The organism is Devosia sp. 67-54 (genome assembly GCF_001899075.1).
Lineage (GTDB): Bacteria > Pseudomonadota > Alphaproteobacteria > Rhizobiales > Devosiaceae > Devosia_A.
The window spans coordinates 23,460-36,061 of sequence record NZ_MKVA01000009.1 but is presented as its reverse complement, the minus strand read 5'-3'; the positions used below and the strand labels follow the sequence as shown (position 1 = coordinate 36,061).

Annotated in this window: 9 protein-coding genes; 1 reads left to right on the top strand and 8 read right to left on the bottom strand. The window is 67.9% G+C overall.

Annotated elements, in window-relative coordinates; all coding sequences use genetic code 11:
* Positions 1-2: 2 nt before the first annotated feature.
* The 8 genes from BGO82_RS15480 to BGO82_RS15445 all read right to left on the bottom strand — a co-directional run bounded on the left by BGO82_RS15480 (position 3) and on the right by BGO82_RS15445 (position 10,979).
* Positions 3-2,192 (bottom strand): glycoside hydrolase family 2 TIM barrel-domain containing protein, encoded by a 2,190-nt coding sequence (locus BGO82_RS15480; RefSeq protein ID WP_291306519.1) that lies wholly within the window; start codon positions 2,190-2,192, stop codon positions 3-5.
* A 13-nt stretch (positions 2,193-2,205) separates the two neighbouring features.
* Positions 2,206-3,021, bottom strand: a complete 816-nt coding sequence (locus tag BGO82_RS15475) for a carbohydrate ABC transporter permease (protein ID WP_291306518.1) — start codon at positions 3,019-3,021, stop codon at positions 2,206-2,208.
* On the bottom strand, positions 3,018-3,914 hold the full coding sequence (locus BGO82_RS15470; protein ID WP_291306517.1) for a sugar ABC transporter permease: 897 nt from the start codon (positions 3,912-3,914) through the stop codon (positions 3,018-3,020). The genes BGO82_RS15475 and BGO82_RS15470 overlap by 4 nt, the downstream gene beginning before the upstream one ends.
* Before the next feature lie 120 nt (positions 3,915-4,034).
* The gene (locus BGO82_RS15465; protein WP_291306516.1) at positions 4,035-5,312 is read right to left on the bottom strand and encodes an extracellular solute-binding protein; all 1,278 of its coding nucleotides are present in this window, start codon (positions 5,310-5,312) and stop codon (positions 4,035-4,037) included.
* Positions 5,313-5,421: 109 nt separating this feature from the next.
* Positions 5,422-6,447, bottom strand: coding sequence for a LacI family DNA-binding transcriptional regulator (locus BGO82_RS15460; RefSeq protein ID WP_291306515.1), 1,026 nt, complete (start codon positions 6,445-6,447; stop codon positions 5,422-5,424).
* 76 nt (positions 6,448-6,523) lie between these two features.
* Positions 6,524-8,038 (bottom strand): hypothetical protein, encoded by a 1,515-nt coding sequence (locus BGO82_RS15455; RefSeq protein WP_291306514.1) that lies wholly within the window; start codon positions 8,036-8,038, stop codon positions 6,524-6,526.
* Positions 8,035-9,069: a cellulase family glycosylhydrolase gene (locus BGO82_RS15450; protein ID WP_291306513.1), complete on the bottom strand. Its 1,035-nt coding sequence runs from the start codon at positions 9,067-9,069 to the stop codon at positions 8,035-8,037. Before BGO82_RS15450 ends, BGO82_RS15455 begins: the two co-directional genes overlap by 4 nt.
* Positions 9,066-10,979, bottom strand: coding sequence for a GumC family protein (locus tag BGO82_RS15445; protein ID WP_291306512.1), 1,914 nt, complete (start codon positions 10,977-10,979; stop codon positions 9,066-9,068). The genes BGO82_RS15450 and BGO82_RS15445 overlap by 4 nt, the downstream gene beginning before the upstream one ends.
* A 247-nt stretch (positions 10,980-11,226) precedes the next feature.
* Here BGO82_RS15445 and BGO82_RS15440 point away from each other — a divergent pair, with 247 nt between their 5' ends.
* Positions 11,227-12,597, top strand: a complete 1,371-nt coding sequence (locus tag BGO82_RS15440; RefSeq protein WP_291306511.1) for a lipopolysaccharide biosynthesis protein — start codon at positions 11,227-11,229, stop codon at positions 12,595-12,597.
* Positions 12,598-12,602: the final 5 nt, after the last annotated feature.

Below are 12,602 nucleotides of genomic sequence, written 5' to 3'. Positions count from 1 at the left end.
CCTCAGGTGGCGCTCAGAGAGATGGTGGTGGTGCCAAAGCGCGGGCCGGTCACCCTGACGGCGATGGGGCCGGGCGTGCCGGTGGATTCGAGCCAGAAGCCGGTCGAGCCGCCGCGCAGCGGCACGAGGTGCGGGCCGACCAGGCGCGCAGCGCCCTCGACCTCGATGTCGACCGGGTCGAACAGGAAGGGCAGCTTGTTGCCGGCCTGGTCGAGAGCGCGGACCATGACGCGCACGCAGTCCTTGCCGGCGGCGTCGATCTCGTTGCGGTCGGCGACCACGTCGAGGCGGTGCGCCACAGGGTCGGCGACGTAGCTGATCTCGGCGGCCGGCTTACCGTCGACATAGCCGACGAGCTTCACGTCCAGCCATTCCATGCCCCACAGGCCGAGCTCTTCGGCGGTGAAGTGCCGGCGGTCGATGACCACGGGCGGATGCGGCAGATGCGGGAAGGCCTCGCGGTCGGGGCCGACGCGCTTGGGCGGGTGGTTGCCGTAGATGAGCTCGACCTCGTCGCAATTGGTGAGCACGATCAGCGGCAGGGTGCCGCCGATATTGCGCTCGCCGCGGGCCCAGAAGGTCACCGGCTGCAGGATCACCTCTTCGTGCGGCTCGCACTGGCTGGCATAGACATAGGCGGCGAATTTCGGTTCGCGGAACATGTCCATGACGCCATGGTGGCAGATGCGGTCGCCCGAGCCGAAATCCTTGTGGGTATTGTAGTCGAAGGCGCACCAGCCGATGGCGCCGGCGATGCCGGGATTGCCGTAGGCGGCATCGAGCACTTCGAGATGGCGGCGGACGTGCTCGGCCTGGCGCTGCTCCTGGTCGAAGCTCTTGGTCGGGTACATGTGCCCGCCGAACTCGGTGATCATGTAGGGTACGGGGCGGTCGAGGCCGGTGGTTTCGGCGATGGGGCGCAGCGCCGTGCGCGGACGGTTGCCGCCCAGCTCCTCGTTACCGAGGATGAAGTCGTTCATGGTGTAGACGTCTTCGAGCAGCTCGCTGTCGGTGATGTAGCGGACGCCGCCGGTGGGGCGGGTGGCGTCGAGCTCGTGCGCCAGCCGGTTGGTCTCGAGGTAGAAGTCGTGATCGTCCTGCGATTCATTGATGCGCACGCCCCAGATGACGATGGACGGGTGGTTCCAGTCGCGGGTGATCATGCGGCGGACATTCTCGATGGCTTCGGCCTGCCACGCTTTGTCGCCGATGTGCTGCCAGCCGGGGATCTCCTCGAACACCAGCAGGCCAAGCCGGTCGCAGGCATCGAGGAACCACGGCGATTGCGGGTAGTGCGAGGTGCGCACCATGTTGACGTGCAGCTCGTGCTTGAGGATTTCGGCGTCGCGCTCCTGCGCGGCGCGGCCGAGGCCGTAGCCGGCATAGGGGAAGGATTGGTGGCGGTTGAGGCCGCGCAGCTTCAGCGGCCTGCCGTTGAGGCGGAAGCCCTCGGTGGTGAACTCGGCGGTGCGGAAGCCGAAGCCGGTGGTAAGGGTGTCGTCGCCGAGGGCGAGGTCCAGCACATAGAGGTTGGGGCTATCGAGATCCCACAGCGCGATGCCGGCGAGATCGTCGAAGCGGACGAGCATGCGTGCCGCGGCGGGCATCGAGGTGGTGGCGACGATGCTGCCGCCGGCGTCGCGCAGCGTGGCGGTGAGGGTGCCCGAGACGGCTGCGTTCGTCGGGTTGCTGAGATCGACGCGGGCGCGGACGGATTTGCGGTCGGCCAGCGCGTCGGGGGTTTCGATCTTGACGGCGCCGATGGAGACGGGGGCGGTGAGCTTCAGCCAGACGTCGCGATAGAGGCCGGCATAGGTCAGGTAGTCGATGCGGCCGCCGAAGGGCGGGATTTCAGGGTTCTCCGAGCCGTCGATGCTGACGGTGAGCTCGTTGCGGCCGGGCCGCAGCCGGCCGGTGAGACGCGCCTCGAACGGCGTGTAGCCATCCTTGTGGGAGGCGATGCGCTCGCCGTTGAGCGACACCACGGCATTGGCCATGGCGGCGTCGAAAACCAGCGATACCTCCTTGCCGGCCCAGGCGGGATCGGCGTCGAAGCTCTTGGTGTAGGTGAAGGGACGCTGGTAGATGCGCTCGTCGAAATAGGCGAAGGGCAGCTCCACCGCGTTGTGCGGCAGGGTGACGGCCTTGCCCTCGAACAGCCAGCCGTCATTGAAGGAAGTCACGGAACGCATAGTCGATAGAACCTTATTTCACGGAGCCCAGCAGTCCTTCGACGAACTGGCGCTGGAGCAGGAAGAAGATGATGAGGGTGGGAAGCGTCGCCAGCACCGTGCCGAACAGGATCATGCCGTAGTCGGGGGTGTAGGCGGAGGTGAGGGCCGAGATGATCAGCGTCGCGGTCTTCATGTCGGCGGTGTTGAGCACGATCAGCGGCCAGAGGTAGTTGTTCCAGTTGGCCATGAACACGATGATGGTGGCCGCCGCGTAGGTGGAACGCATCACCGGCAGGTAGATGTAGAGGAAGATCTGCCATTCCTTGAGGCCGTCGACGCGCGCGGCGTCGCGCAGCTCGGCGGGGAACGCCTTGGTGGCCTGGCGGAAGTAGAAGATGATGAAGATCGAGGCGATGCCGGGCAGGATCACCGCGGCGTAGGTGTTGGTGAGGTGCGCCTGCGAGATCATCACGAACAGCGGCACCATCAGCGCCGCGAACGGGATCGACAGCAGCAGCAGCATCAGGGCAAACAGCCGTTCGCGGAAGCGCGAGCGGAACATCTCGAAGCCGTAGCCGGCGAGCGAGGAGACGGCGAGGGTGAGCAGGCTGCCGACCACGGCGATGAGCGCCGAGTTCCAGAAGATGCGCGCCACGTCGACGGTGGCAAAGAAGGTCGCGGCGTTGGCGAACAGGCTGTCGCCGAGGCTCGGCTTGCCGGTGACGATGTCGGCCGATTTGTTGGTGGCGCCCACGACCATCCAGTAGAACGGAAAGACCGAGACGAAGGCGGCGACGCTGAGCAGGACGTAGACGAGGGGGCGGCGGGCGAGGGCGAGCGCGTTCATGCGGCGGGCCTCCGGTCGCGGGCGATGAGGAACTGCAGGAAGCTCAGGATCGCGACGATGACCACGATGACCCAGGAGACGGTGGCGGAGTAGCCGAAGCTGGGCATGAATTTGAAGGTCAGGTTGTAGATGTAGAGCGACAGCGTCAGCGTGGCGTCGGAGGGGCCGCCGATCGTGATGTTGTTGACCTCGTCGAACAGCTGCAGCGTGCCGATGGTGGAGATGATGGTGGTGAACAGGATCACCGGCTTCAGCATCGGGATGGTGATGCCGGTGAAGCGGGCCCAGGCGGGAATGCCGTCGATGCGGGCGGCCTCATAGATAGAGCGGTCGATGTTCTGCAGCGCCGCGAGGTAGAAGATCATGTTGTAGCCGGTCCAGCGCCAGGTGATGGCGAGGATGATCAGCACCTTGGCCCAGAACGGATCCTGCAGCCACGGGATCGGGCCGGAGACGACGTGCAGCCAGATCAGCGCGTTGTTGACCACGCCGTCGGTGGCGAACATCGATTTGAACAGGGTCGAGTAGGCGATCAGCGAGGTGACGCAGGGCAGAAAGATCGCGGTGCGGAAGAGGCCGCGGAAGCGCAGCTTCGGGTCGTTCAGGGCGACCGCAAAGAGCAGCGCCAGCACGATCATGATGGGGACCTGCACGACAAAGAAGATGCAGGTGTTGACGAGGGCGCGGATGAACACCGGGTCCTTGGTGAGGCGAATGATGTTGGCCCAGCCGCCGAAGCTCAGATTCATGCCCTTGCCGACCTGGAAGCTCATCCACAGCGACCAGATGATGGGGTAGATCATGAAGATGCCGAGCAGCACCAGCGCCGGGGCGACGAAGGCCCAGCCCGTCACCTGTTCGCTACGGCCGAGCTTCGCTTGCGCCACTTGCACCCCCCGAAGACAAACGCCGCGATACACTAGCGGCCGGCAAGCGGTCGCGCCACCGTCACCACGGGGCGCGGCCGCCGGGAGAACGGAGGCGGGCGAAACGCACCGCCTCCGAAACCCGGTTTACTGCATCTGCTGCTGGGCCTGGTCGTTGATGGCCTTGAGCGCGTCATCGACGCTGCCGCCCTTGGCGATGGCCGGAAGCTGCGCCACCACGGCGGCATCCACTTCGGCCGTGAAGGTGCCGTAGTCGACGCCCGGGATCTTGGCGAGCCAGTCGGAGAAATTGGCCCAGACGGGCTGGCCGCCGAAGAACTCGTCGGAAGATTTGTAGGCCTCGCCGTCACGGGCGGCGAGCCAGGTGCCGACGGCGCCCTGGCCGACCAGGATCTTCTGGTAGAAGTCCTTGTCGCCGGCCCAGATGGTCTTGAGGAAGTCGATGGCGGCGTCCTTGCCCGGACCCGAGGACAGCACGTACCAGCTCGAGCCGCCTTCGTTGGAGTAGTGCGTGGCGCCGTCGACGCCGGCCAGCTTAGGCGTGGGCGCGACGCCCCATTTGCCGGACTGGTCGGGCTTGGACTTGATGGTGCCCACCATCCAGGCGCCGTCGACGGTGCCGACCGTGTCGCCCGAGGTGAAGGCGCCGGTGAAATCGGTCCAGCCGGACACCGGCTTGACGATGTCGGCCTGCCAGATCTTGCCGTAGGCGGTGAGCGCGGCCTTCAGCGGGGCGTTGTCGACGATGTTCAGCGAGCCGTCCTTGTTGAAGTACCAGGCGCCGGCCGACTGCATCATGATGCGGATGAGACCGTCGCCATTGAGGTCGAGACCGAACAGGTTATGGCCAGTCTTGGCCTTCACGGTCTTGCCGATGTCGATAAGCTTGTCCCAGTCGATGTCCTGCAGGTCGGCGGCCTTGTAGCCGGCCTGGTCGAGATAGTCGGTGCGGTAGAACAAGCCCGTTACGCCGGAGTCGAAGGGCAGCGAATAGGCCTTGCCGTCATGGGTCGCGGCCGCGACCTTGTACTGGGCGAATTGCGACATATCGATGCTGTCGCCGAGCGGCACGAAGGCGCCCGGGAAGGACTGCAGATATTTCTGCGCCACGTCGTCCTGGATCAGCACGATGTCGGGCAGGCCCTGGGTGTTGTTGGCGAGAAGCTGGGTCTGCAGCTTCTGGCGGATATCGTCCTGCGACATGGACACATCGATGTTGATGGTCACGTCGGGGTGGTCCCTGTTGTAGCGCGCGGCGGCCTCACGCATGGCGGCGCCGTTGAAATTGGTGTCCCAGCACCAGACGTTGACGGTCGTCGCCGCGAGGGCGGCCGAGGCGGTGATCATGCTGATCCCGGCCACGGCAATGCCAAGGGCGCGACGCCAGGGGGCGAAGCGATTCATGTGATGTCCTCCCATAACAGAGGCGGGTTCCTCCCTGCCTCGTGCCCACATTGGTAGCGGGGCGGTTCGGGAGGCGCAATATTTTCAGTAAATATTTATTCCGGGATTTTCAGATCGCCGCCGGCGGCCGGCGCGTGCTGCCGCGCCAGATGATCTGGTTGGCGAGGGTGATGCGCTTGGCAAGCTCGCGGCCGGCAATGCGCTCGAGCAGCAGCTCGACGGCGGTCTCGCCGATCTCTTCGGAGGGCAGGTGCACGGTGGTCAGCGGCGGGTTGAGGAATTGCGCCACCGAGATGTCGTTGAAGCTGGCGATGGCGATATCGTCGGGGATGGCGAGGTCGAGCTCGTGCGCGGCGCGATAGACGCCGACGGCGATGTTGTCGTTGCAGGTGACGATGACGTCGGGCGGCTTCTTCTGGCCGAGCAGCCGCAGGCCCAGTTGGTAGCCGGTCTGCTCGGTGTTGCGTTCGATGGCGCGGTCGGTGGCGCACAGCTTGGGCTCGAACAGATCGTGCTCCTGCATCCAGGCGACATAGGCGCGGCAGCGGCTCTCCTCGTAGGGGCCGGGGCTGTTCTCGTCGACCCAGCCGGCAAAGCCGATGCGGCGGTAGTTCATCTCGGTCAGCGAGGTCAGCAGCTTGCGCATGGCGAGCAGCAGGTCGCTGTCGACGCCGTCGAACTCGCCCGACGGCGGGGCGAAGTCGGCGAAGACGACGTGGCGGCTGTGCTTTTTCAGCCAGGCGATCTCATGCTCGCGATGGCCGCCGATGGCGATGACGCCGGAGGCGCTCTGCAGCAGCGACGCCTCGGGCAGCGATTCGGTGTGGTAGACCTTCACCGTCTCGATCTTGAGGGCCTGGCAGCGGCTCTCGATGCCGAGGCGGAGGCCGACGTAATACGGGTCGATCAGCTCCTGCTCGGGACGCAGGAAATGCACCAGCGCCACCTTGTTGAGGCCCTGCTGGTTGGCGCGGTTGCGCGCCCGCGGGGTGGCGTAGTTCATCGCCTCGGCCGTCTCGATGATGGCCTGGCGCTTCCTGGCCGTCACCGACAGGGTCTGGTCGAAATTGAGCACGCGCGACACGGTCGCGGTCGACACACCGACGGCTTTGGCGATTTCCTTGAGGGTAACCATTGGCTTCAGCTTGAAGGGGGAGCCCCACCTCTCGGCAGCCTTGATGGCAAAAACCGGCCAAGGCGGCAATAAATATTTACTCGCGGAAACTCCGCGCCTGTGAGGTCGGCGACCAGTGGGCGGCAAGGCGGGCGCCGCCGAGCAGCAGCGCGAAGCCGAGCGCCAGCGGCGAGAAGAAGGCCTCCTCCTGCAGCACGGCGTTGGCGGTGATGGCGACGACCGCGACCACTAGGAACAGCACGGCAAAATCGCCGCTGCGACGATAGGCACGCCACGCGGCACGGGCAATGGCCAGCAGGAAGGCGAGGAACAGCAGGCTGCCGATGCCCATCTGGTAGAGCATGACGCCGATGGCGCTTTCCATCGGCTGGGCGGCGGCGCCGTGCGCCTGGGCGAGATCCCAGTTGACGTCGACGGTGGTGCTCGACAGGTTGCCGCCGAGCCCGAGGCCGACCCCGAGCGGATTGTGCGTGAATTCGCGCAGGCCGGCGAACAGGCCGAGCACGTGGTAGTCGCCGGCGCGGATGCCGAAGCCGATCGAGCCGGCAACCCAGGCCACCGACGCCGCAACGGTGAGCAGCAGCGCCGGCCGAATGCCGAGCAGCGGCTTTGCGAGGCGGACGAACAGGCCGACCAGCAGCAGGAACATAGCGCCCTTGGAGCCGATGACCAGGAGCAGCGGCAGCGCCAGCAGCGGCAGCAGCCAGCGCCTGTTGAACAGCAACCACACCGAGACGATGCTCAGCGCGTAGGCGAAGCTGATCGAATGGAACGTCGGTCCACCGATGCGGAAGACCTGCGGCAGGCCGGGGATAGGCAGGTTGAACAGATTGGTCAGCAGCACGTCCTGCAGGCCGCGGAGCACGAAGCCGGTCTCCTGCAGCGCCTTTTCGTAGGCGCCGCTCTGGATCTGCCGGGCGATGGCGCGGAGGATGTACTGGTCGCCGTGGAACAGGCTGAGGAAATCCATGCCGAAGGCGAGCTCGCAATAGCCGTAGGCGATGGCGAAGCCGGCGAGCCAGGGCACGGTGCGCGTGAGGTCGATGCGATAGAGGCTGGCGGCGATGATGGCGACGTAGAAGCAGGCGATCGGGGTGATGACGTTGCGGAAATAGACGATGGCGTCCTTGGCGTCGCCGTGCACGGCGCCGAGGCCGAGATAGACGACGATCGTGCCGCACAGCCAGACGCCGCCGACGATCCAGGGCCGCAACTCGGCGATGGCGCGAGCCCGCGCCTGGAAGGCGGCGAGGAAGAAGGCGGCGAAGGCAGTGGCGAGAATGACGAAATTGGCGCCGCGCAGGGCGTCGAAATCGGTGTTGTCGGGGATGCTCGGCGTGTACCAGGCGACCACCATGTTCTGGGTGACGAAGGAGACGGCGACGAGCAGCGGGATCGATGCCGGCACGGCGATGGCGACGATCGCCGTCATCACGAAGCTGGCGGCGACGCCGAAGACGGTGGAGACGGCAAAGCTCGAGACCGAGAGGATGACGACGAGCACGGCGATGCCGGCATGAAACAGCGCCTCGGCGGCGGCCGGCGCGAGGCGCAGGCGAAGCGGGGGCTGCTGCAGCGCGTCGGTAGTCATGCGAGCAGCGCCTCGACCATGCCGGCATCGATGCCGCCGGCTGCGGCGCGATCGGCGACGAAGCCGAAGCCCTGGTCTGCTTCCCAATAGGTCCAGCCGATACCATTGGCCTCGGCGGCTTCGCGCACGACGCGGACCCAGCGGGCGCGGCTTTGCGGATCGACGGCGAAATCGAGCACGCCGAATTCGCCGAGCAGGGCGGGGGTGCCGTGCGCCTTGGCCCAGGCGGCGAGGGTGGCGAGGTCGCCGGCGATGCGGGCGGCGGTCCAGGCGGTCTTGAGCTCGGCCTCGAGATAGCGGCGGTCGGCGGCGTCGAGGGTGGCCGCGAGAGCTGTGATCTCGGGCATGTCGGGGCTGAGCGGGAAGGGCAGATTGTGCATGCGGGCGAGGGGGTTAGGGTCCCAGGTCTCGCCCTGATGGGTGAACAGCATCGGGGTGTAATAGTGCGCCGCGACGATGCTGTTGGCGTCGGCCAGGGGGCCGGTGGCGTCGAGCTCCCAGATGCCCTGCACGCGGGCGGGACCCCAGATCACCGTGTGGTTTGTGGTGGCAGTGCGAACGATTTCGACCAGCGATTCTCTCAGGTTATCCCACGCTCGCGGTGCCAATGGCGGCTCGTTGAGCAGCTCGGCATAGACGCGGTCCGGATCGGTGGCGGCAACGACCGGGGCCAGCAGCCGCCAGCAGAGCTGGATCTGGTCGGAGTCGATGTCGCCACCCGGGTGCAGGTCGAGGATGGCGTTGAAGCCATGGGCGGTCACCGTTGCCAGCACCGCGGCGATGCGGCCGAGCGTGGCCGGCGACACGAAGGTCGGATCGACGGGCAGGCGGATGGTCTCGAAGCCCAGCGCACGCAACCGGTCGAGCAGCGCCGGGGCCGGTTCGCGCGGCGTGGCGGCGAGCCAGTCGGGCAGGGCGAAACCGCGGCTCGGGACGCGCGCCTGTGCCGAAGCCTGCGCCAGGGCGGGTGCGACGACGCCGGCCGCGAGCGCGGCGAGGGCGGTGCGGCGGGTGACGCGCAAGGCGGTCACTGTACCGCGGCGACCCTCGAGGGGCGCGATGGCGATTGCACCGGCACCAATTGCGGACGCGGCGGCGGCTCGCCGGGCAGCACCAGCGCCACCTCGCCCGGATGCAGCGGGCGTCGCCGCAACTCGTCGGTGGAGGCGACGCGGATGTCGAGATCGGCGCTGGACGCGAGGTGATGGGTGTCGCCCACGAGGATGAAGCGGTAGGCGGCGGCGTCGCCGGGAATTTCGCCGGGCTCGGCGACCAGCGCCTTGCCGCCGATGCGCTCGAGGCCCATGGCGGCGAGCGCCGTGCCATAGGCGGCGAGCTCGGGATCGCTGGCGGTGACGGCGAGCACGAAGGGGCCGTCATGGGTGGGCAGCACGGCGAGCACTTCGCGCAGCAAATCCTGCACGGCCTGGGTCAGCGGCGTCGCGTCGGTGCCGAAGATTTCGCGGCGGGCGCTGTCGAGGCTGGCATAGCGGCGGGCGGTGGAGCGCGGCAATTCCGCGGGCGTGGCGCGGGCGAGGCCGCGCTCGCGGCGGGGCCGGTCGGGCGTGACCGGCGCGGGCGCCGGGGCGGTATCGCGCGCGGCGGGGCCGAGCAGCAGCGCCAGGCCCGAGCCCGCGAGCAGGCCGAGCACGGCGCTGACCGGCAGCAGCAGAGCGGGCTTCGGCCAGGTGGCCTCGGTGGGGGCGGCGGCGCGGGAGATGACGTGCACCTGCTGGTTCTGCAGGCCCTCGATCTGCGCCGTCTCCTGCGAGCGCTGCTGGAAATCGTCGAGCACCTTGTGGGCGGCGTCGGCCTTGCCCTGCAATTGGCGAAGCTGTACCTGCGCCAGGTTCATGTCGGCGGCTTTCCGGCGCATGCCGGCGAGGCTGGCATCGAGCTTGTCGAGATTGGCGGCGGCGAGGTCGCGGTCGGCCTGGAGCTGGCGCGAGATGCGCGCCGCCTCGCGCGACAGCAGTGCCACGACCTTGGCGAGCTCGGCATTGGCCTGCACCACGGTGGGGTGGCGCGGGCCGAGCGTCGCCTGGGCGCTGGCGAGGGCGGCGGCCTTCTGGTTGTAGTCGGTGCGCAAGGCGTCCATGGCCGGCGACGACAGTGCGTCGGAGAGGCGGAGCAGGGCGGCGGGCGAGGTGCCGGCGGCCCTGGCCTGGTCGAGGCGGGCCTGCGCCAGGCTGAGCGCGTCCTGGGCGGCGACGACCTGCGCCGAGATGGCGTCGATCTGCGACTGCAGGGTGCCGCCGGTGGTTTCGTCGTAGATGCCGTTCTGCTGCTTGAAGTCGGCGACGGCGCGCTCGGCGGCGCCGACGTCGGCCTGCAAGGCGGTGATGCGGGTATTGAGCGTGCTGGTGACGCTGGCGGCGGCATTGGTCTGCTGCGCGCCATTGGCGGCGATGTACTGCTCGACCACGGCGTTGGCGATGCGGGCCGCCTTGTCGGGGCTGGCCGATTTGACGGTGACGTCGATGACGTAGGTCAGGCCCTCGCGCTCGACGTTGACGGCGCGCAGGAATTTCTGCAGCGCCACGGCGTCGTCGGCGGGAGCGGCGGGGCGGAGGATGCCCAGCAGGCCGCCGCCGGAGCCGGCGAATTCGGGGTCGGCGGCAAGGCCGAGCCGGTCGAAGACCTTGCCGAGCAGATCGCGCGATTCGATCACCGCGACCTGGCTGGCGATGGCGGCGCTGTCGGCGCCGATGCCGGGCAGCACGCTGTCGATATTGGTGGTCTTGATGTCGCGCGGATCGACCAGGATGGCGGCGGTGGCGGTGTAGCTGGCCGGCGTAACCAGGACATAGAGCGAGGCCAGAACGATGCTGGCGACGGTCACCAGCACCACCAGCAGGCGGCGGCGCCAGAGGATGCTCCACACGGCACCCACGTCGAACAGCGGAGGCGGGTTGCGATAGTCGAGAATGGCGGAGGTCATGGTGCCGCGAGGTCCTGTTTGGGGCGAAGCTATCGCGCGGGCCAAGACCAACCAATGTTAGGCGGCGGTTAACCTTAAAGCCGCTGCATTTGAGTCAAATGCGAGCGATCGGATCGCCGTTCCAGCCGGGGCCGGAGTAACCATTGCGGGCCGTGGCGGTGGAAGCGGGTGGCGCGATTGGCGATAAGCGGGCATGCACGCGGCGTCGGTCCCGGGTGCGATCCTGTCCCGCGGATGGCGAACCTGAGTGAGCAGCACCGAAGCCATTGACTATTCGGCCCCGGCCGAACGCATTTCGGTGACCGGCCTCGCCCGCAACGGCGCGGTCGCGGGAATCATCAAGCTGGCGAGCGCCGGGCTGTCGTTCGCGATGTTCCTGGCGGTGGCGCTGGTGACCGACGAGCGGCAGTTCGGCCTGTTCAGCGCCGCCTATGCCGGGGCGAGCCTGGTGTCGTTCTTCGCCAGCGTCGGGCAGCAGAGCGTGGTGCTGCGCTTCTGGCCGCAATATGCCGGCGCCGGACAAAAGGGGGTAGCCAACAGCCTGATGCTGCGCTCGATCCTGGTCGCCATGGGCGGCCTCGTGGCGACCAGCGCCGGGCTGGTGCTGGTGGGCATGCTGCCGGGGTTCAGCGTGGCGACGCCGGAATGGCTGCCGCTCTGCTGTGCCGCGGCGCTGCTGTCGCTGGCGCTGGGCTGGTCGGAATTCGCCTCGGGCGCGTTCCGCGCCAAGAGCGTGCTGGTGGGGGCGCTGCTGCCGCGCGACGTGGTGTGGCGCGCGCTCGTGCTGCTGGCGACCGGCGGCCTCTATGTCACGCATGGGAGCACCGACGCGGTGACGGTGACGCTGCTCACGGCCGGGCTGCTGCTGCTGTCGGTGCTGCCGCAGGCGGTGCTGCTGCTGCGCGACACGCTGCGGCTCGAGCGGACCCCGCTGAGCCTGGAGCAGAAGCGGGAATTTCGCAGCGTGACGCTGGGGCTCTGGGGCGCCACGTCGCTGCCGCCGGCGCTGGGGCAGGTGAGCACGCTGCTGGTCGCCGCCATCCTCGGGCCGGAAGTGGCGGGCGCGGTGTTCGTCGCCGACCGCACGACGCGCGTGGTGCTGCTGGCGCTCACCGGCATCAACCAGGCGCTGGCGCCGGAAATCAGCGGCGCCTATTACAGCGGCGACACCGAGCATGTGCAGCGGATCACCAGCCTCACGGCGCTGGGCGCGAGCGTGGTGGCGGTGCTGACGCTGGCGGTGTTCGCCGCGTTCGGGCCGTTCATCCTCCGAATCTTCGATCCGGCCTATGCGACGCCCGGCACGCATGCGGTGCTGATCATTTTCGCGCTGGGGGCGAGCTTCGCCGCGGCGTGCGGGCCGATCGAACTGCTGTCGCACCTGACGGGACTGCAGAACTCGCTGCTCAAGGTGCTGGTGGCGGTCAACGCCATCGGCCTCTGTGTCACGGCGCTGGCGACGTGGCAGCTCGGCCCGCCGGGCGCGGCGGCGAGCATCGCCGGCACGCTGATCGTGTGGAACAGCATTTCGGTCGGCATCGCCAAACGGCGCATCGGCATCGACTCGTCGGTGCTGGGATTGCTGCGGCTGCCGGCCGGCCGGCGCGTGCTGGGATAGCCGCA